This is a genomic window from Rhodococcus aetherivorans, from assembly GCF_011058165.1.
Taxonomy (GTDB): domain Bacteria; phylum Actinomycetota; class Actinomycetes; order Mycobacteriales; family Mycobacteriaceae; genus Rhodococcus; species Rhodococcus aetherivorans.
Genome location: NZ_JAALEG010000106.1, coordinates 1 through 17,476 on the forward strand (window position 1 = coordinate 1; position 17,476 = coordinate 17,476).

The window sequence follows — 17,476 nt, forward strand, 5'->3', positions numbered from 1 at the left end:
GGGCCTCGCCGCCGGCGGTGAGCTTGTGGTTTTCGCCGAGTGCCGTCCAGGTCAAGGCGAACAGGCGGTTTCCGCGGCCCTGTCCGACGTGCAGGACGGTGTGGTCGCGCGGATCGACGAGGGCGTACACATAGGCACCGAGCTGTTCGACGACCATCGCCGGCAGCGGGTCCGGGGTGGGGGTGCGGTCGTCGACGTCGGTGACGATCTCGCGCAGGACGGCGAGGCGCAAGGCGACCGGTACGGTGCCGGCGGAGCCGCCGAACAGTTCGCGGTTGGCGGCATCGACGGAGCCGAAGGCGCGTCCGGTGTGGCGGGCCAGGGCGGCGAGCGCACGAGTGAACTCGGCGAGGCGCTGACGAGGGTCCGCGGCGGTATCGGGCAGCTCGTTGCTGGTCAGGAACATCTGGATCTCGGGGGACTCCAGGAGGATCTGGGCGATGTTCTGAGGAACTGTCCACACGGTACGCATGAGGCGACTGTAGGCCAGTCTCTTGCGGGTAGCGGGTTGCGTGCTCAAACGCGCTGCACAACGCCGGTGGTCACCGCCCGGCAACCGCGTCTTGGTGCCGCGGACACGCGCCCGTGATGTGACGATCGCCACGTTCGCCGTAGTCGTCGGCTACACGAAGGGCACGATTCACGGCACCCCTGCTCCCTGGGGGTGGCTCGTCGCTTAACGTAGACACGTGAGCATCCCAGTCCCCGATGCCGCGCGGTCTGCGGCGAGCCCAGCATCGAACTGGCCCGCGATTCTGACGTGGCGGGCGTACGACGTTCCTCGGATGGAGTCGGTGCGTGTCCAACTGAGCGGCAGTCGCATCAAGGCGGCGGGTCGCATCGTCGGCGCGCAGTGCGCGGAGCACCCCGCGTTCAGCGCGTCGTACGACCTCGTGACCGACGAGAACGGTGTGACGCGCCGGTTGTCGGTGCGCACGACCGTGGCCGCCGGCGAGAGGCACATGTCGATCAGCCGGTCCGAGGAGGGCATCTGGATGGTCGACAACGGCACCCAGCACCAGCGTTCGGCGTTCGGCGGGGCACTCGACGTCGATGTCATCCTCAGCCCGTTCTTCAATGCGCTGCCGATCCGCCGCTACGGGCTGCAGTCCGGCGCGGACGAACTCGAGGTTCCGGTCGTCTACGTGAACCTGCTCGACCTCGGCATCGAGGAGGCCACCCTCGTCTACAGCAGCGCGGCCGACGGCATCCACGTCCTGTCCCCGGTCTCCAGCTCCTCGGTGACGGTGGACGGCGACGGTTTCGTCGTGGACTACCCCGGTCTGGCGGGGCGGATCTAGGCCGGGCTGTTTCAGGAGAGGGCGCTGCCCTCGCAGTTTCAGGAGAGGGCGCTGCCCTCCACTGCCATCGCCAGTGCGAGGGCCGTGGACTCTGCGGGGTGACTGCCGTGCCCGCCGGTCCCGGTGGTCAATCCGATCACCTGTACGCCGATGGGAAAGTCCCCGCCGCCCGGCGCGGGAACCGACACCGCAGGTACGCCGAGCACGCTGAACGGGATGCACATCTGCAACAGCGGCCCCCGGAGCGCGGCGGGGTCGCTGTCGAGTGCGGCCGATCGCAGCGGGGTGGTGACGGTGATCAGGGCGTCGAGCCCGTCGTCGCGGCGTAGCCGGCGCAGGACGTCGCGGCGCAGCCGGGCGGCCGTTCGCACGGCCCGCACGTAGTCCGTCGCCGGACGGTCCCGCTGAGCCGCGAGCAGCGCCGCGGTGGCCGGCTGGTAGAGGTCCGGGTCGTTCTCGAACCAGCGCTGATGGGTTTCGTACGCCTCCGAGCCGGTGACGACGGGATACACGGCGAGCAGGTCGTCGGTCTCCGGCAGCGTCACGTCCCGTACCTCCGCACCGAGGTGGGCGAGCGTGCGGCAGGCGTCGTCGAGCGCGGACTCGAATGCGGCGTCGGGCACGTCCCAGAGGCCGCCGCGCAGCCGCCCGACCCGCAGACCCGAGACGGGCGTGCGCAGGTGTGCGATCCCGGGCAGCGCACCCCACGCCAGTCCTGCGTCGAGGACGTCGCGGGCGAGCAGGCCCACGTGGTCGAAGGTGGTGGACAGGGGGAACACCCCGTCGACCGGCAACGCGCCGCGGGTGGGCTTGAGGCCGACGACGCCGCACAGTGCCGCCGGGGTCCGCACACTGCATCCGGTGTCGGTGCCCAGCGCCAGCGGCACGATGCCCTTGGCGACGAGCGCCGCCGACCCCGAGGACGAGCCGCCGGTGATCCGGGTGGGATCGTGCGGGTGCCGGGCCGGTCCGGACGCGTTGACCAGGCCACTCGGCCCGTACGCGAACTCGTGCAGGTGCGTCTTGGCGACCACGACGGCGCCGGCCTCGCGGAGCCGCTCGACGATCCTGGCGTCCCGTGCGGCCGGCGGTGCGTCGGCGAGGACGTTGCTGCCGCACCGCGTCGGCATCCCGGCGACGTCGATGTTGTCCTTGACGGCGACGGCGACACCGTGCAGCGGGCCGATCCAGTTGCCGGCCGCGAGCTCGGCGTCGGCGCGAGCGGCGGACTCGAGGGCGGCGGCGTCGTTGCGAGCGGCCACGAGGTTCGACCACGGTGTGCCGTCGAGGGCGTCGAGGTCGGCCAGCACCTGCCGGACGTGGCCGGTGGCGGTCAGTTCGCCTTTCGCGAGTGCCGCCGTGGTGTCGCGCAGTGTCACCGCGTCCACACCTCGCCGCGGCGGCCGGCCTCGCGCAGCCGGGCGATCCAGTCGGCATCGCCGGGGACGATGCCGGTGACGGGCCGCCGTGCGCGCTGCTCGAATCGTCGCCGGGCGGCGTGACCGGCGGCGGTCAGCTCGGCGGTGCTGCCGTCGGCGAGTCGCTCGCGGGCGAGGCGCAGCACCTCGAGGGTCTCGTCGAGGGTCGTGAGCAGCGCCGTGGCGTTGCCCTCGCACATCGCGTCGACCAGCGCGGGTGCCGTCCCGGCGACGCGGGTGCCGTCGCGGAACGAGCCGGCGGCCAGGCCCAGCGCCAGGTCGCCTCCGGCGGCCCCGGACACCGCCAGTGCCTCGGCGAGCAGGTGCGGCAGGTGCGAGACGCGGGCGACCGCGGCGTCGTGCTCACCCGATTCGGCGGGCACGACGACGGAACCGCAGTCGAGGGCGAGATCGGCGACCTGCGTCCACACCACGGGGTCGGTGCCGTCGTCCACGGTGACCACCCACACCGCGTCGCGGAACAGTTCCGCGAATCCCGCCGACCAGCCGGACTCGGCGGTGCCGGCCATGGGATGGCCGCCGACGAAGCGGGCGGACAGCCCGTGGGCGGCGACAGCGGCGGCGACCTGCGACTTGACGCTGACCACGTCGGTCAGCGCGGCGTGCGGGGCGTGCTCGGCGACGGCGGCGAGCACCGCGTCCACCGCGGGCACGGGCACGGCGACGACGACGAGGGCGTCGGATTCCGCGGCGCGCCGCAGCGTGGCCGGCAGGTCGGTGGAGGCGTCGAATCCGTCGGCCCGCGCGGCCTCGACGGGCTCCGCCGACCGGTTGTATCCCCAGGCCTCGCGACCCGCGGCGACGGCCGCACGCAGCAACGATCCGCCGATCAGGCCGAGGCCGAGCACACACACGGGCGGGGTGGACGCGGAGGTGGGCACCCGAACAGGTTGGCACATCGCCCGCTGGACTTCATTCACGGGACTGCGCCGACTACCGTTGCGCCCATGGCTGCGCAGCGTGCGGGGAACAAGAGCCCTTCCGTGAGTTCGACTGAGGACCTCGACGGGTTCGGGGTCGCCGTGACGCGGGAGGACGGTCGCTGGAAGTGCAAGGCACTGTCGGCGGCGGTGTTGACGAGCCTCGAGGTGGCCGACCGGGAGCTGCGCGAGCTGCGCAGCACCGGCGCGATCTTCGGGTTGCTCAACGTGGACGACGAGTTCTTCGTCATCGTCCGGCCCGCCCCGTCGGGCACGCGTCTGCTGCTGTCCGACGCGACCATGGCGATCGACTACGACATCGCCGCCGACGTGCTCGACGCGTTGAACATCGAAATCCCGGATATCGACCCCGACGAGCTCGACGACATCGAGCCGTGGGAGGAGGGCGATCTGGGGATTCTCGCGGACTTGGGATTGCCGGAGCCGGTGCTGGCGGTGATCGCCGCCGAGTCCGATCTGTATCCGGACGAGCAGATCGAGGAGATCGCCCAGCGGCTGGGATTCGACGACGTCCTCGCCACGACGCTGGACAAGCTGCGCCCCTAGATGGGCCTGCGCGACGACGAGGCAATGATCCGGGCCGCGCTGGAGGCGGCCGCCGCGGCGCCGGCCGGCGACGTGCCGGTGGGTGCTGTGCTGTTCGATGCGGACGGGACCGAGCTGGCCCGTGCGGCGAATTCGCGGGAGGCCACGGGCGATCCGACGGCTCATGCGGAGGTGCTGGCGCTGCGCGCGGCGGCGAAGGTGCACGGCGACGGCTGGCGGCTCGAGGGCACGACGCTGGCCGTGACGCTGGAGCCGTGCACGATGTGTGCGGGCGCGCTGGTGCTGGCCAGGGTCCACCGCGTGGTATTCGGGGCATGGGAGCCCAAGACGGGTGCGGTCGGGTCGCTGTGGGACGTGGTGCGTGATCGTCGGCTCACCCACCGCCCACAGGTGCGCGGCGGCGTGCTCGAGGACGAATGCGCGGCGGTGCTCGAAGGCTTCTTCCGGGCCCAGCGTCTCGCCGAACGCCGGTGACCTGCGGATTTCAACTCCGGGACCGAATCCGGTAAAGTCGTGGGCGGTGGCGTGTCCGAGCGGCCTAAGGAGCACGCCTCGAAAGCGTGTGACGGGTAACCCCCGTCCGAGGGTTCAAATCCCTCCGCCACCGCCAAAGCCCTTCACCTGTTCACGCAGGTGAGGGGCTATTTTTCTGCCCTCACCAGGCAGGGGAGGACAGCGATCGGACAGTTTTCGGACAGTCACGCCGACGTCACCCCGCGCCGTGCACGGTCCAGCGCGTCCGCAACCGAGTCCAGATCGTCGTCGAACAGGTCCGCGTACACGTCCAACGTCAGGGCCGCGGACTCGTGCCCGAGCATCCGCTGAACCGCCTTCACGTTCGCGCCGGCCGACACCGCGAGCGACGCCGCGGTGTGCCGCAGATCGTGCGGGGTGAGCTCATCGGCGCCGGCCTTGCGCGCTGCGGCCCGGAACCAGCCGCGCTCGGAGTTCGGCCGCCGCAGGTAGTCGCCGTCGGGGCCAGGGAATACCAGCGCGTCCCGTGGCTTCCCGCGTACCTGCTCGGCCAGCTCCTCGAGTAGGAACCGGGGGATGGGGATCGAGCGTGGCTTGTTCGACTTCGTGGTGCCCAGCGCGATGCGCGCACCCACTTGCACCGCGTTGCGGGAGACGTTCACCCGCCGGCGCAGCATGTCCAGGTCCGAAACCCGCAACCCGACCGCCTCACCCCACCGCAGTCCGCAGTAGGCGAGCAGATGCACGAGCGTGCCCCACTGGCCGGCGGCCTCAGCCATCGCCGCGACCTGCTCGTGCGTGAGGTAGATCTTCCGCTTGGGTGTCTTGCGCGGCAGGTTCTCCACGTCCCGGGCCTTGTTCGCTGCGAGCTTCCGATCGCGCACCGCCCGGTCGAGTATGCCGGCGAGTACCGAGTGCGCGCGGATCACCGTCGTCGCCGACGCGGACTTCTTCAGCACCACGTCCGGGTTCCTCGGGTCGCGGACCTCGGTGACGAGCTCGGTGACCCACTCCTCGACGTCACTGACCTCGATGCTGGCCAGCTGCCGGTGTCCCCACCGGGGCTGCACGTGGATCCGCCACGCCGACTCGAGCGGCCCGTACGCCGACGGTTTGAGCTTCGACTTCTTCGCCGCCAGCCACGCGGGCGCGAGCTCGTCGACGGTGCGCCGGCCGTGTCGCGGATCGATGTACTCGCCGTCGGACTTCTTCACCTCCACCCGGGAGGCCCAGTCCCGGGCCGCCTCGGCGGTAGTGAAGCCGCTCTTGCTGCCCTGGCTGCCGTCCGGCTTCATGTACCGGACCTTGTACCGCGGGCCCTTCGCAGTGCTGTACGCCTTGACTGTGGCCATCAGGCACCCCACTCCGGGCCGTCGTCGTCCGGGGCCTCGGTCTTGCGGTCCTGGACCTCCCCGACGCTCGTCCTGTTCGGATTGGGCCACGAGCACGCGGTGTACCCGATCGTGCCGCCCTTACCGTCGGGCTCTTCGATCCATTCGCATCCCATCGGTGTGTTCCTTCCCGGGAGATGGTCAGTTGTTCCAGGGCTGCCGGCGGGCGAGCTCCTGATTGATGTGCGCGCGTTCCTCATGCGCGAGGTGGCGCAGTCTGATCCGCAGGGTGGGCATGTCCACCCACAGTTCGTCAGCGAGCTCGGCCTGGTCCTCGAGCGAGACCCACATCAGGGCCTCGGTGAGGTCGTCCAGGGGGATGAGCCGGCGCGCGGCGATGATACTGACAACGCGCTCCTCGATCGCCGCGAGGCGCGGATCGGTGGGAAGTGGACCTCGCTCGAGGTGGACGATCTCGTGGGCGAGGGCGCAGCGCCGTTCGACCTGGGTCAGGTCGCGGTCGATGTAGATGCCGTCCTCGGTCCACGATCCGCGCCGGCCGTCGGTGAGGCGGTGGGCGCAGGTGACCGAGATGTGTGGGTAGTGCTTGCCGACGTGTCTCCACGGATGCCATCGCTCGCGATGGCGTACGAGTGTGATCCTCCCCATGTCCGAATTAGAACATGTGTTCGAACCTACCGGCCGGTTTCAAGATCGGGACGCGCCGCTACTCGACGTCGTCCGGGTCCGGCCGGAACGCGGCCAGCTCCTTCGACTCGTCCCAGGGCGGCATGTCTCCGGGGTTCGGGTCGGAGCCTTGATTCGGCGGATTCAAGGGTGTGACCTTGTTGCGCTTCATGGAGGGCGATCGCCGCGAGCGATCGCCGCCAGCCTTGCGGCCGTGCTCCGCGCCGCCCGTTTCCGTCCGCGATTCCTGCTCTTGGTCATGCTGGGTCTCCTTGGTGATGGCACGAACGAGCGCAACGATGGCGTTGCGCGCGTCGGGCTCGAGGCGCGCCGCGGAGGCCGGCAACTGCTGAGCAAGCAGTGACAGGTCGTTGCGCACGTCGAGGCCGGTGGACTTAGCGGCGGCCAGGACCACGACGCTCACGTCGATGTCGAGGGCATCCGCCATGGCGGCCAGAGTGGCGGGTTCGGGGAACTCCTTGATCCGCACTCCGGTACCCAGCTGCTGCCAGCGCTGCGCCGACAGCACGTCACCGGCGCGGTGAGCGAGCTGCGCGTAGGACCATCCCCGCTCCTTCTTCCGGGCGGTGATCAGGTCGGCGAGTGTGGGCACGAGAGAAGCGTGACTTGCCTCATCGGAACCCTGCAATGCCGGCCTCACTTTTCCTGCCTACCGCTTGTCGGCGCTGGACACGCCCGCGGGTGCCTACCAATGGACTCCCCACATGCTGCCGCATAACCGCAGGCTGCGGAAATACAAGGCTGTTATTTCTTGACAGGTGCCTACCAGTAGGCAGTACAGTTCTGCTCAGTAGTTGACAGATAGGCGCCTACACAGCCAGGATGGGAGCGCAAGAACCGATGTACACCTACCGCCGCTGGCCGAAGGGAACGTGGATGAAACTCCGCACCCCAGACCTGCTGCGAGCATTCGTCGGACCGGAGCCCGGCAAGAAGATGTCGGCCCGGCGCCTAGCTCGGTACGCCGATGTGCACCCGAGCTTCATCGACCACCTGCTCGCCGGCAGACGCAGAAGCTGTGAACCGCGAACAGCGAACCACATCGCGGAGGCCCTCGAGGTCCCCGTCGAAGTGCTTTTTGAGGTACACGGATCAACTAACAAGCAGCAAACCAACAAGCGGAAGGCAGTCACCGCCGCATGAAAACGGCCCCACACCTGAGCCACCAGGTGCAGGGCCACGACACCGAAAGGCATTCCCAATGTCAGTCCCAGATTCTACCCACCGACTGGTCGCAGACCAGTACGAGCGAGTGGTCGAGGTCCTCGACTACCACCAGCACGGAAGCGAGCGCTGCGCGACGGTCGTGATCGCCGGCGAGTCCTACGGTGATGACCTCGGAAACAACGAGCTGTGCGTCGGCCTCGCCGAACTGTCCGTCCAGGCGGTGGCCTGATGTACACCGACGTTGCCACCACACAGGCCGCACCGTTCGACGCTCTCCGGCAGGTCCGCGCTGACGGCACCGAGTTCTGGGCGGCCCGCGACCTCATGCCGATCCTCGGCTACGACCGGTGGGAGAACTTCACCGCTGCCGTCGCCCGGGCGCACGCATCGGCCGTGGCGCAGGGGCACGACGTGAACACCCTTTTCCTCGGCGTCACGAAAAAGGGTGCAGGCCGCCCCCAGCAGGACATCGAGCTCGCGCGCTTCGCCTGCTACCTCGTCGCGATGAACGGCGATCCCCGCAAGCCGGAGGTCGCCGCAGCGCAGGCGTACTTCGCGATCCGCACCCGCGAAGCCGAGACCACCGTGCCGGCACTTACCGAGGACGAGATCGTCGCCCAGGCCCTCGCGATCACCACGCGGAAAGTCGAGGCACTCAAGGCCCGCGTGCACGAGCTCGAACCCAAGGCCGAGTTCTACGACGAGCTGATGGAGGCCGACGGCACGTACTCGATGCTCGCCGCATCGAAGATCCTCGGCTGGGGCCGCAACGTGATGATGCGGGACCTGCGCCGCATGGGAGTGCTGCAGGGCAACAACCTGCCGTACCAGCGGTACGAGCACCACTTCAAGGTCGTGCCGGGCACCTACACCAACCCGCGCACTCAGGAGACCGTGCCGACCGCCACAACCTTCGTTCGGCCATCCGGGCTGGAGTTCCTCCGCAAGAAGCTGACGCAGGCACCAACCGTCGTCGAAGGCGGTGACCGATGAGCGCCCATCGCGAGCTTGAGATCCCGATGTCCGTCGAGGACACCGCCCGGATGCTCGGCTGGAAAGGACACGGCACCAGGACCTCACCGTCGTACGACACGGTGCTCAAGGCCTGCCAGCGCGGCGAGCTTCCGGCGTACCAGGCGTCGGGACCGAACGGGCCGCGCAAGTGCCGCTGGCTGATCCTGCCCTCACACGCCATCGCATGGCGCATGGGTAAGCGCCCGGCCCGCACAGCCAGGAGGGCGTCATGATCGCCGCGGCCATCACAGACCCGTACGTGTACCTGTGCCCACAGTGCCGGATCACCGTGTCCGGCCAGGTGTGGGACGAGGTGCTGCAGCAGGGCCGTGCCCACAACGAGCTCCACGCGCATTACGCGCCCGGTTTCCGGGGACTCCCCCTCGACCCGGGCACGCTCGCGGAACTCCCGCCCGTCGTGGTGGATGGGGGTGCGGCATGACGATCGAGCGGCACAGCAAGACCAGCTACTACGCGCACCCCATCCCGACCATCGATCAGGACCAGCTGCTCGTTGTGACCGGCGCCGGTGAAGACGAGGACGGCAACGAGGTGGTCACCGTCGCGATCGTCGCCGGGCCGGTCCAGTTCGAGATCAACCTCTCCCGCGAGGACGCGCAGAACCTCGCCGACGACCTGACCGCACAGGTGGGGGAGGAGGACTGATGAGCGCACCGCACCACCTGGGAGTCTGGGTCGCCGAACCGGCCACACTCGCGACGGACAAACGTCCTCCCGTATCCCTCACCCTCGTCGTCGAGCCGCCACCGAAGGGGTTCGGTCCCTGGCAGCTGTGCGACTACCGGGAATGGAAGGCGGCGAAGGCCGACGGCCTGCCGACCATCGAGCTCGAGCAGACCTACGACGACCAGTTCAAAGCCGTGTACTGGGTCGCCCACCGCGACACCGAGGCCGGCCGGTGACGCCGCCGTACGCCGAGCTCGACCTCGACGCCATCGTCGAGAACCTCGTCGGGCCGCGGCGATTCGACCCAGTCGTCGCATCGCTGTGCGACTTCATCAATGCCGGCCGAGTCCCGGTCGCACAGGCGCGCACCGAACTCTGGCCGTACCTGCGGCCCAACGTACGCCGTCACACCAGAGCCAGAACCGAAGGAAGTGCATCGTGACAAGTCCGCGCATCGACTCCGACGCAGGCTGGAACCAATACCTCACCGCGGCCGATGAACTCGACACCCCGAGCTGGGGCGAGACCGCATTCGACATCGGCATCGTGACCGGCGGCGTCGCAGCGCTGTTCCTCGTGCTCAAGGTCGCCGGGTTCCTGCAGACGGGGGTGTGGTGATGGCATTCCTCGAATCCACCTGCCACGGCGCCCCGCAGGTGTCCTACCGGCCGGCGACCCAGCAGGTCCGTATCGCCATCGGCCAACCGGCCGGGCATGTGTACCTCTCCCTCGACGAGGCCGTCGCGCTGATCGACAGCGTCGAGGAAGCCCTACGCGACGCGAGGAGCACCCGACCATGACCGACCCACGCCACCGCCTGGACCAGATCGACGCCTGCGAGGCACGCATGATCGGCGACATCGCGTCCGAGCTCGCGTATGCGCTCACCGACCAGGCCGCCCAACCGAACGCCGCCTCCCGCGGGGAGCTGCTCACCCAGGCGAACGCCGCGGTGAACCTCGCGATCTCGTGGCGCACCTACGCCGCGATGTGGGAAGCCGACAACTTCGTCGAGCCACCGACCCCGCCGGAGACGCTGGCCATGAAGGCGAACGGAACGTACGAGGTGCACCGCCCTGAGCACGTCGCGGGACTAGTCGAGTGCCTCGATGATCAGCCCGTCGACATCGCGTACCGGCCCAGGACAGATCGGAGGGCCGGATGAGCCTGCCAATCCCCGAGTTCGACCACCTGGCCCTATGCGCGGCCTGCGGACACCCCCGCACCCACCACGCCCGCGGCGGATCCTGCTGCACCGACCGCGACGGCCGCTACGAAGTCCGCGCCCAGCTCGCGGTCTGCCCATGCCCCGCCTACCAGCAACCGGAGGGAACACCGTGACCACCATCGACACCGGACCGGCACTGTCCGACGACGACGCCCGCGCCCTGTCCCTCCAGCTCGGCACCGGCATCGCTGTCGTGCACCTACCGCCGCTCGCCGCACCGTGCCAGCTGCCAGCCGATCGCACGATGATCGCCTGGACATCCCCGGACGGATCCGCGTGCATCACCGTCGAACCCGACGGCCGGATCGCCCCGCACGCCGCCGAACTCACAGCGGCGCAGGCGAACGACCTGGCGGCCGCGCTCATCGCGGTCGCCGCCCGGGTGGTGGCCCCCGACTGATGGCATCGCGGTGCAGGGACTGCAAGGAGGAGATCACGTGGGCCACCTCCACGGGATCCGGTAAACGCATCCGCCTGGACCTCTACCCAGACCCCGCCGTAGGCCGCGTCCGCAAACGCGACGTCCGAGACGAGGACGGCGTGGTCTACGCGGACATCCTCCGCGGCGACGACCTGCACCGCGCCATCGCCGACCAGCAACCGCTGTACGTCCTGCACTCCGACACCTGCCACGCGCGCCGGCCACCGAACCCGAGGCCAGCGCATATCCGAATCGACCTGCCCCGACGAGCGAAGCGGCAGTGGAGGTACCGATGAGCACCGTCGCCGATGCAGACGCATGGTGGCACGCCCAATCCGCCGAACGCCGGATGCGGATCTTCACCTGGCTCGCCACCGACCACCACCGCCGCTCGGAAATAGCAGGACAGCAACCACTTCCACTGCCCCTGCCCGCCCAGGAGTGACCAGTGCCAGACACCTACATCGACGTCATACCGGTCGGCGCCATGTTCGCCGACCCCACCTACCAACGCGAACTCGACCACCGCCGCGCCGAACGCATGGCCCGCGACTGGAACCGACGCCTCGTCGGCGTCCTCGAAGTCTCCGACCGCGGCGAGGACACCGCACCGCGGTACGCGATCATCAACGGCCAACACCGATGGGCGGCAGCCCGCACCGTCGACGCAGACATGCAACTCGCCGCCACCGTGCACACCGGCCTCACCCCCGAGGGCGAGGCGAAGCTGTTCTTCGACATCGACGCCAAGACCCGACAGCTCACCACCTGGGACCGCTGGCACGCGCGCAGCGCCGCCGGCGACGCCACGGTCACCGCCATCGAACGCATCGCAGCAGAGTGCGGACTCGCCGTCACCCAAGACCCGGGCCCGAAGAACCTGCAGTGCTGCGCCGCCCTCGAACGCATCTGGAACCGATCGGCGCCCGAGGTGCTCGCCGACACCCTCGTCCTGGTCCTCGACGTCTGGCCCGGCGACGAATCCGCGAAGAAGGCCGTCGTCATCGAGGGAATCGCCCTCGTGCTCGACAAGTACGCCCTCTACCTCGACTCCGGACGACTCGCCGACGCCATGTCCGACATCACCCCGCGCCAGCTACACGCCCGCGCCCGCGATCTGCAGGACTCCGGAACGAAGGGGACCTTCCCGCAGCTCATCGCGCGCGTCCTCGTCACTGCCTACAACCGCCGGCCAGGCCGCGGCCGCCTCGACCTGACCATCCTGCAGAGGAAGTGATCCCACTGACTACTACCGAGCACCACCTGCCCGGCGCCACCCGATGCACCTCCTGCCGCGCCGAAATCGTCTGGGCCACCACCACGAAGGACAAGCCCATCCCGCTCGAGCCGGCCTCGACGCCGAACGGCAACCTCGCGGTCTACCCGGTCGACGGCGGGGGACTGCGCGCCGTCGTCGTCCAAGGTCCGCGCCGCGATGCCCTGCGCGCCTGCGGACAACCCCTCTACCTCAGCCACTTCGTGTCGTGCCCGCACGCCGACGAATGGAGAACCCGATGAAGACCATCACCACGATCGCCGAGGCCGTTGGCCTCACCGCCGTCGGCGTGCTCACCGCCGCTGCGATCGTCATCACCGTCCTGGCCCCGACCGGAAGGGGAACACTCCCATGAGCCTCGCCCACGACAACGCCCGCGCCGCAGCCGGCGGTTTCCCAGGCCCCGTCGCGCACATCCCGATGCACCAACAGCTCGAGGACGCGCGCGCAGAGCTCGCCAAATGCCGGGAACGCAACCGGGAACTCGTCCAGCGCAACGACCAGCTCGTGCGGCAGGTACACGGATGGGCCGACGATCACGGTCGCCTCACCAGCCAGCTCGACGCCACCCTTCGCTCCGAGGCCGCCCGGCAGCGCGTTCTCGACGCGTGGTGCACGGACCCGCTGCGCCCGTACCTGCCAGCGATCCATCTGATCACCGCATTGGAGACCGCGCTGTGAACCCGCGAACCATCCACCGCGTCAACTTCGAGGTCGCGGACACCGTCACCGTCGACCTCCCGTCCGGTGCGCGGCTGCTGCACGTCGCACCGTGCCGCGAGTACCCGGACCATCGCATAGACCTGTGGTACGAGTTCCGTTCCGGCGCCACGGACCGGCCCCACCGCCTGCTCGTGGTCGGCACCGGACAGACCGTGCCGCCGCAGGCCCTGTATCTCGGCACCGCGGTGATGAGCAACGGTCTGGTCTGGCACGTCTACCTCGATGCCAACGTCGCGGCGGAGGTGGTGCTGCCGTGACCGTCACCGCCCAGATCCTCGACCAGCTCGTCGAGGTGCGCCGCGTCCACGATGGCCAGTTCACCAACGTCGAGCCGGAGTTCGACGGGACGTGGCCGAAGCTGACGAAACTGGAATGGCAGTGTGCCGTCGTCGAACTCGAATGCGGTATCCGCCCCCGGGTGTCGCCATCGACCCTGTATGTCAACGGTGTCCTGCAGCCGGACCACTTCTGCGTCGCGGTCGGGGGCTCGTCGATCTCACCGCTCAGCTTTCTCGACGCCTGGACCTACCTCAACGGCGTTGCTGCCGGCGTCATGGCAGCACGCGCCGGTTGGAAAGGACTCGAACGATGACCGGACGAGCGAGTGACCGGATCGAAGTGGACCGGATCGCCCAGCACGCGGCCGATGCCGCATTCATGATGGACGCCCCGCACCCGAAGGGCTACATCCTCACCACCGCATCCCGCGTGCGCCGCGCCCTGTACGCCTACGAGTGGGCCAAGGCCAACAAGAAGCCCGGCGACCGCGACGACTACTACTACCTGCCAGATCCCGGCGAAGTGCGTGCCGCCGTACTGGAATACGAGACCTCCGATGGCTGAGCACACCGTCCGTCTGTACCGGGACACGGCTGGCCAGTTCCGGTGGCAGCGCCGCGCCCGCAACGGCCGTGTCATCTCCGACTCGGCGGAGGGCTACACCACGAAGGGAGCAGCCCTCGACGGCCTGTACCTCGCCAACCGCGACGGCGACCACTACCAGTTCATCGACGACACCGCGCCATGAGTCATCAGCATCACGGCAAGAAGCCGTACCTCACGGCGGCGCACGCGATCGTCGACGCCCGGATGCTGTCCCTCCAGGACGGGCAGGACTGCATCGCCTATCCGTGCGAATTCTGCCCACACTGGCACGTCGGCCACTACCAGCGCCTCCGCACCCAGATCGGCGTCACCTACCCCGATCTGTACGAGCGGGTCGCGGACCGGCTCATCGACGCGCCCGGGTGGCCGGCATGAGCCTGCGCGCCCCACCCCACCGCCTGATCCGACTGTTCGCCGCGACTCGACGAGGAGACACGCCCGATGCCAACCAGACCAGCAGTCCACCCAGGTGCGTGCTGATGCCGTGGCTCCGAACCGGCGACACCGCCGCCACCCATCCCCGATACCTGGCCCTGTTCGAGCTGGCCGACGTCGACGCGATGACCCGCATCGCCACGTTCGGATTCGTCTCCCTCTGCGCAACCCTGTCGGCCGCCCACTTGTCGGACTATCTGGTCTCCTACGGCGTCGCCGCCTCCGTCGGCCACGGTGCCGAAGCCGAGCTCCTCGACATCGCCGTTCGTAGCGGGCTGATGGAAGAGGTCACCGTCGACGGCATCCGCATGTGGAAGATCGTCGACGACACCGAGTTCCTGCACATGCGCACCAAGGAAGAGGTCGAGTGGGAACGCCAACGTAAGACCGACAACGCCAACCCAGAGCTGATCGTCCCCGTCCGCCTTCGCGACGGCGACGCCTGCCGCTACTGCGGACAGGTCGTGAACTGGCGCGCCCGCAAAGGCCGCCTCCGCGGCACGTACGACCACCGCGCCGCCGGAAAGGCCGCCACCGTCGACACGATGGTGGTGGCCTGCCAGGGCTGCAACGCAGCCCGCGGCAACGACCCACTCGCCGACGAGCGACACCCACTGCTCCCGGCCCCCACGAAGCCGTACTACTCGCCGCACACCCGCGACTGGATCACTGCCCACGACTGGGCGAAGGCGAACGGCTTCACCATCAACACCCGGGCAGGACGTACCCTGCCACCCGGAACGATCCCCGAGGACCGACAGCCCCTCGTGGACGAGCAGCGACCCAGCAGCCAGCTGGATAACGCGCCAACCGCAGCGACCCGACAGCCAGCCGGATCACGCGCACCCGAACCAGAACCATCGCAGCGACCTGACACCCAGCCGGATACCGCGCCCACCCACGGAAGCGACCCGACCACCCAGGCGGACACCGCGCCCACCGCAGCGACCCAGCACCCAGCCGGACCACGCGCACCACACCGACAGCAGCGACCCGCCAACCACGCGGACACCGCGCACCCAATCCCACCGCGACCCCGCCGCCAACGGGACCACGCGCATCAGAGAAACCGACCACGACCAGCACCAACACCCGACCTGCTGGATACAGCAGATCCAGCAGAACCCCACTCTCCAGCTTCTGGAAGTGCCGGGTCGGGTCGGGACGGGACGGGTCTGGTCGGTAACCGGAACCACTCTCACGACGCTCCTTCTCGTTCATCCCGTTCCCGCTCGCGTCGTGGTCGTCGTTCCCGATCGCAGTCCACCACCTCTCGATCAGGAGACCCCCATGCCCAGTAACCCACCTCCCTTCACCGATGAAGCACTCGCAGACCTCGATGCCCGGGCTGTGCGGCTGGTCGCCATCACCCACGGCGACGGGGACGCCGGCGATGTGGCCCAGCTGACCGCCCGCCTGGATCGGCAGCAGCTGATCGGGTTGGCCATCTCGTGCGCCGCCATGGTCGACCCCGCTCAGCCGCTGTCGCGACTGCTGGCGTGGATGGACCCGAACAGCCCGGCCGAGCAGAGCGCCGGGGGAGAGGCGGTGCCGGCATGAGCAAGGCGAGCTACCACCAGGTGCGCACGGACCTGCAGTACCTCGTGGAGGCGTGGCCCTCGCTGGTCGCGCTGAAGATCCCCGGCACCGCCCGGGCCTGGGCCGAGCGGCCCCGCACCAGCCGCACTCTCTCACCCGAGGACCTCGAGCGCCTCGGACCGAAGGGCGTGCCGCGTCCGGCGCCGGCCGACGTCGGTGTGCTCGACCTGATCTACACGCTGGTGACCAAGGCCGAGGACATTGCCCGCACCGTGGTCGACGTCGCCGACGCTGAAGACGGAAGTCTGCCGAGCGATGCCGCATCGAAGGACCCGCGCCCCTGGATCGAGGTGGCGTGCTCATGTCTGGAGGCAGCGCACCGGGCTGACGACAAGACGCTGCCTTGGGTGGCTTACGAGATCGGCCCGATCGTGCGGCAGTCGGCCCGGATGCTCGGGGACATCCGGGACGGGCAGGTGCTCAACGGGATCTGCCCGTGGTGCAACGGCCGCGGCCTGTCAGATGTGCACGGCGAGCGCACGATGGAGATCCACTACCCGGACCCGGACGACGAGACCGACGAGCCGCTGATCGTCTGCCGCGGCGTGAACTGCTCGCCGCCGCGCACGATGTGCGGGATGCGGTGGCACGATCATCCGGCGTGGACTCGGCGTGAGTGGGACTGGCTGGCGAAGATGCTGCGCGATCCCGAGCGCGAGATCGAGCGGGCAGGGTAGCGCGATGAGCCGACAGGAGCGGCGCGCCGAGCTGGGGTGGGGAACTTGCCAACAGAGTTATCCACAGGCATGATGTCCCCGAGCGACCTCCCATGCCCAGATGCGGGTGTGGGAGTTCTCGTTTCACAGACCATCACCCGGGTCCCACGCCGCAAGGACTGCACGGCGAAGCGCCCCATGACTCCCCAGCTTCCCCGCCGAGGACGAGGTCAACGCTGCCCGGGTGGTGCTGACTTCGAAAGGTCATGCCATGGAGTTGACCCTGGTCGGCCGTATCCTGATCTGGCTGCGCAACCTCAACGCGCGCCGCGCATCCTGATGCCGCCGCGGCAGAAGACCACGACCCAGAAGGGTCTGGGTTGGGCGCATCAGCAGCAGCGCACCAGGCTGCTGCGCCGACACGTCGACGGTGCGCCGTGCTGGTGGTGTGGTCGGCCGATGTTCCGTGATGCCGACCGCAACTTCGACGGCAAGCCGTTGGCTGCGGACCACTCGCACGCGGTCAAGTCCCTGGAGGTGGTGTACGACGTCGTCGCGTGATTCCTCGGGAGTGGGTCAGGCAGTCAAGGCCGGTGTCACCTCCCCGGTCTCCTCGGCGACACTGTCGGCGGGCTTGTCGGTGCG

Annotated in this window: 35 protein-coding genes, 1 tRNA gene and 1 pseudogene; 30 read left to right on the top strand and 7 right to left on the bottom strand. The window is 69.1% G+C overall.

Going from position 1 to position 17,476, the window contains the following annotated elements:
* Positions 1-472, bottom strand: a pseudogene (locus G6039_RS26710) (GIY-YIG nuclease family protein); the annotation flags it as partial.
* A gap of 217 nt (positions 473-689) precedes the next feature.
* Here G6039_RS26710 and G6039_RS26715 point away from each other — a divergent pair.
* Positions 690-1,301, top strand: coding sequence for a putative glycolipid-binding domain-containing protein (locus G6039_RS26715; protein WP_072633992.1), 612 nt, complete (start codon positions 690-692; stop codon positions 1,299-1,301).
* Between the two features lie 38 nt (positions 1,302-1,339).
* On the opposite strand, the gene G6039_RS26720 is transcribed toward G6039_RS26715, so the two are convergent.
* The gene (locus G6039_RS26720; protein ID WP_029547059.1) at positions 1,340-2,689 is read right to left on the bottom strand and encodes an amidase; all 1,350 of its coding nucleotides are present in this window, start codon (positions 2,687-2,689) and stop codon (positions 1,340-1,342) included.
* Positions 2,677-3,639: a prephenate dehydrogenase gene (locus tag G6039_RS26725; RefSeq protein ID WP_029547060.1), complete on the bottom strand. Its 963-nt coding sequence runs from the start codon at positions 3,637-3,639 to the stop codon at positions 2,677-2,679. The genes G6039_RS26720 and G6039_RS26725 overlap by 13 nt, the downstream gene beginning before the upstream one ends.
* A 48-nt stretch (positions 3,640-3,687) precedes the next feature.
* Between G6039_RS26725 and G6039_RS26730 the strand changes: the two genes are divergently transcribed.
* The 3 genes from G6039_RS26730 to G6039_RS26740 all read left to right on the top strand — a co-directional run bounded on the left by G6039_RS26730 (position 3,688) and on the right by G6039_RS26740 (position 4,837).
* Entirely contained in the window at positions 3,688-4,227 is a 540-nt protein-coding gene (locus G6039_RS26730; protein ID WP_029547061.1) for a tRNA adenosine deaminase-associated protein, read from the top strand.
* Positions 4,228-4,701: a nucleoside deaminase gene (locus G6039_RS26735; RefSeq protein WP_029547062.1), complete on the top strand. Its 474-nt coding sequence runs from the start codon at positions 4,228-4,230 to the stop codon at positions 4,699-4,701. It abuts the gene before it with no gap.
* 45 nt (positions 4,702-4,746) lie between these two features.
* A tRNA-Ser gene (locus G6039_RS26740) sits at positions 4,747-4,837 on the top strand.
* 88 nt (positions 4,838-4,925) lie between these two features.
* Here G6039_RS26740 and G6039_RS26745 read toward each other — a convergent pair.
* Genes G6039_RS26745 through G6039_RS26760 form a run of 4 tightly spaced genes read right to left on the bottom strand, consistent with a single transcriptional unit; the run spans position 4,926 to position 7,332 of the window.
* A complete protein-coding gene (locus tag G6039_RS26745) occupies positions 4,926-6,053 on the bottom strand; it encodes a tyrosine-type recombinase/integrase (RefSeq protein WP_043801139.1) in 1,128 nt (375 codons plus the stop codon).
* Positions 6,053-6,208 (bottom strand): hypothetical protein, encoded by a 156-nt coding sequence (locus G6039_RS26750; RefSeq protein ID WP_161780454.1) that lies wholly within the window; start codon positions 6,206-6,208, stop codon positions 6,053-6,055. Before G6039_RS26750 ends, G6039_RS26745 begins: the two co-directional genes overlap by 1 nt.
* 25 nt (positions 6,209-6,233) lie before the next feature.
* Complete coding sequence (locus G6039_RS26755) at positions 6,234-6,701, bottom strand: ImmA/IrrE family metallo-endopeptidase (RefSeq protein WP_152103815.1); 468 nt, start codon at positions 6,699-6,701, stop codon at positions 6,234-6,236.
* A gap of 58 nt (positions 6,702-6,759) precedes the next feature.
* Entirely contained in the window at positions 6,760-7,332 is a 573-nt protein-coding gene (locus G6039_RS26760; RefSeq protein ID WP_043801149.1) for a helix-turn-helix domain-containing protein, read from the bottom strand.
* Positions 7,333-7,562: 230 nt separating this feature from the next.
* On the opposite strand from G6039_RS26760, the gene G6039_RS26765 reads away from it, so the two are divergent.
* The 26 genes from G6039_RS26765 (at position 7,563) to G6039_RS26890 (ending at position 17,392) form a co-directional block, all read left to right on the top strand.
* On the top strand, positions 7,563-7,883 hold the full coding sequence (locus G6039_RS26765; RefSeq protein ID WP_235194099.1) for a helix-turn-helix domain-containing protein: 321 nt from the start codon (positions 7,563-7,565) through the stop codon (positions 7,881-7,883).
* A gap of 58 nt (positions 7,884-7,941) precedes the next feature.
* Positions 7,942-8,136: a hypothetical protein gene (locus G6039_RS26770; protein WP_152103816.1), complete on the top strand. Its 195-nt coding sequence runs from the start codon at positions 7,942-7,944 to the stop codon at positions 8,134-8,136.
* The gene (locus G6039_RS26775) at positions 8,136-8,900 is read left to right on the top strand and encodes a phage antirepressor KilAC domain-containing protein (RefSeq protein ID WP_051446127.1); all 765 of its coding nucleotides are present in this window, start codon (positions 8,136-8,138) and stop codon (positions 8,898-8,900) included. Before G6039_RS26770 ends, G6039_RS26775 begins: the two co-directional genes overlap by 1 nt.
* Positions 8,897-9,154, top strand: a complete 258-nt coding sequence (locus tag G6039_RS26780) for a hypothetical protein (protein ID WP_043801151.1) — start codon at positions 8,897-8,899, stop codon at positions 9,152-9,154. The genes G6039_RS26775 and G6039_RS26780 overlap by 4 nt, the downstream gene beginning before the upstream one ends.
* On the top strand, positions 9,151-9,363 hold the full coding sequence (locus tag G6039_RS26785; RefSeq protein WP_043801153.1) for a hypothetical protein: 213 nt from the start codon (positions 9,151-9,153) through the stop codon (positions 9,361-9,363). The genes G6039_RS26780 and G6039_RS26785 overlap by 4 nt, the downstream gene beginning before the upstream one ends.
* Positions 9,360-9,587, top strand: a complete 228-nt coding sequence (locus tag G6039_RS26790; protein WP_043801156.1) for a hypothetical protein — start codon at positions 9,360-9,362, stop codon at positions 9,585-9,587. The genes G6039_RS26785 and G6039_RS26790 overlap by 4 nt, the downstream gene beginning before the upstream one ends.
* Positions 9,587-9,844 carry a hypothetical protein gene (locus tag G6039_RS26795; protein ID WP_043801158.1) on the top strand — a complete coding sequence of 86 codons (258 nt, stop codon included), beginning with the start codon at positions 9,587-9,589 and terminating at the stop codon, positions 9,842-9,844. Before G6039_RS26790 ends, G6039_RS26795 begins: the two co-directional genes overlap by 1 nt.
* Before the next feature lie 202 nt (positions 9,845-10,046).
* The gene (locus G6039_RS26800) at positions 10,047-10,226 is read left to right on the top strand and encodes a hypothetical protein (protein WP_043801162.1); all 180 of its coding nucleotides are present in this window, start codon (positions 10,047-10,049) and stop codon (positions 10,224-10,226) included.
* A complete protein-coding gene (locus G6039_RS26805) occupies positions 10,226-10,408 on the top strand; it encodes a hypothetical protein (protein ID WP_043801163.1) in 183 nt (60 codons plus the stop codon). Before G6039_RS26800 ends, G6039_RS26805 begins: the two co-directional genes overlap by 1 nt.
* Positions 10,405-10,773 carry a hypothetical protein gene (locus G6039_RS26810; protein ID WP_043801165.1) on the top strand — a complete coding sequence of 123 codons (369 nt, stop codon included), beginning with the start codon at positions 10,405-10,407 and terminating at the stop codon, positions 10,771-10,773. The genes G6039_RS26805 and G6039_RS26810 overlap by 4 nt, the downstream gene beginning before the upstream one ends.
* On the top strand, positions 10,770-10,949 hold the full coding sequence (locus tag G6039_RS26815) for a hypothetical protein (RefSeq protein ID WP_152103817.1): 180 nt from the start codon (positions 10,770-10,772) through the stop codon (positions 10,947-10,949). Before G6039_RS26810 ends, G6039_RS26815 begins: the two co-directional genes overlap by 4 nt.
* Positions 10,946-11,236, top strand: a complete 291-nt coding sequence (locus G6039_RS26820; RefSeq protein ID WP_043801168.1) for a hypothetical protein — start codon at positions 10,946-10,948, stop codon at positions 11,234-11,236. The genes G6039_RS26815 and G6039_RS26820 overlap by 4 nt, the downstream gene beginning before the upstream one ends.
* Positions 11,236-11,553, top strand: coding sequence for a hypothetical protein (locus G6039_RS26825; protein WP_043801169.1), 318 nt, complete (start codon positions 11,236-11,238; stop codon positions 11,551-11,553). The genes G6039_RS26820 and G6039_RS26825 overlap by 1 nt, the downstream gene beginning before the upstream one ends.
* Positions 11,550-11,702: a hypothetical protein gene (locus G6039_RS26830; RefSeq protein ID WP_161780455.1), complete on the top strand. Its 153-nt coding sequence runs from the start codon at positions 11,550-11,552 to the stop codon at positions 11,700-11,702. The genes G6039_RS26825 and G6039_RS26830 overlap by 4 nt, the downstream gene beginning before the upstream one ends.
* Before the next feature lie 3 nt (positions 11,703-11,705).
* Positions 11,706-12,494, top strand: a complete 789-nt coding sequence (locus G6039_RS26835; protein WP_051446128.1) for a DUF6551 family protein — start codon at positions 11,706-11,708, stop codon at positions 12,492-12,494.
* Complete coding sequence (locus G6039_RS26840) at positions 12,491-12,775, top strand: hypothetical protein (RefSeq protein WP_051446129.1); 285 nt, start codon at positions 12,491-12,493, stop codon at positions 12,773-12,775. Before G6039_RS26835 ends, G6039_RS26840 begins: the two co-directional genes overlap by 4 nt.
* A gap of 109 nt (positions 12,776-12,884) precedes the next feature.
* Positions 12,885-13,214: a hypothetical protein gene (locus tag G6039_RS26845; RefSeq protein WP_043801170.1), complete on the top strand. Its 330-nt coding sequence runs from the start codon at positions 12,885-12,887 to the stop codon at positions 13,212-13,214.
* On the top strand, positions 13,211-13,513 hold the full coding sequence (locus G6039_RS26850; RefSeq protein ID WP_043801171.1) for a DUF7352 domain-containing protein: 303 nt from the start codon (positions 13,211-13,213) through the stop codon (positions 13,511-13,513). Before G6039_RS26845 ends, G6039_RS26850 begins: the two co-directional genes overlap by 4 nt.
* On the top strand, positions 13,510-13,848 hold the full coding sequence (locus tag G6039_RS26855; RefSeq protein WP_043801172.1) for a hypothetical protein: 339 nt from the start codon (positions 13,510-13,512) through the stop codon (positions 13,846-13,848). The genes G6039_RS26850 and G6039_RS26855 overlap by 4 nt, the downstream gene beginning before the upstream one ends.
* Positions 13,845-14,099 (top strand): hypothetical protein, encoded by a 255-nt coding sequence (locus G6039_RS26860; protein ID WP_043801174.1) that lies wholly within the window; start codon positions 13,845-13,847, stop codon positions 14,097-14,099. The genes G6039_RS26855 and G6039_RS26860 overlap by 4 nt, the downstream gene beginning before the upstream one ends.
* On the top strand, positions 14,092-14,283 hold the full coding sequence (locus tag G6039_RS26865; RefSeq protein ID WP_043801178.1) for a DUF1508 domain-containing protein: 192 nt from the start codon (positions 14,092-14,094) through the stop codon (positions 14,281-14,283). The genes G6039_RS26860 and G6039_RS26865 overlap by 8 nt, the downstream gene beginning before the upstream one ends.
* The gene (locus tag G6039_RS26870) at positions 14,280-14,516 is read left to right on the top strand and encodes a hypothetical protein (protein ID WP_043801180.1); all 237 of its coding nucleotides are present in this window, start codon (positions 14,280-14,282) and stop codon (positions 14,514-14,516) included. Before G6039_RS26865 ends, G6039_RS26870 begins: the two co-directional genes overlap by 4 nt.
* A 104-nt stretch (positions 14,517-14,620) precedes the next feature.
* On the top strand, positions 14,621-15,877 hold the full coding sequence (locus G6039_RS26875; RefSeq protein ID WP_152103818.1) for a hypothetical protein: 1,257 nt from the start codon (positions 14,621-14,623) through the stop codon (positions 15,875-15,877).
* The gene (locus tag G6039_RS26880) at positions 15,867-16,136 is read left to right on the top strand and encodes a hypothetical protein (RefSeq protein WP_152103819.1); all 270 of its coding nucleotides are present in this window, start codon (positions 15,867-15,869) and stop codon (positions 16,134-16,136) included. Before G6039_RS26875 ends, G6039_RS26880 begins: the two co-directional genes overlap by 11 nt.
* Complete coding sequence (locus tag G6039_RS26885; RefSeq protein ID WP_043801185.1) at positions 16,133-16,852, top strand: hypothetical protein; 720 nt, start codon at positions 16,133-16,135, stop codon at positions 16,850-16,852. Before G6039_RS26880 ends, G6039_RS26885 begins: the two co-directional genes overlap by 4 nt.
* A gap of 318 nt (positions 16,853-17,170) precedes the next feature.
* Positions 17,171-17,392 (top strand): hypothetical protein, encoded by a 222-nt coding sequence (locus G6039_RS26890; RefSeq protein ID WP_152103820.1) that lies wholly within the window; start codon positions 17,171-17,173, stop codon positions 17,390-17,392.
* Positions 17,393-17,476: the final 84 nt, after the last annotated feature.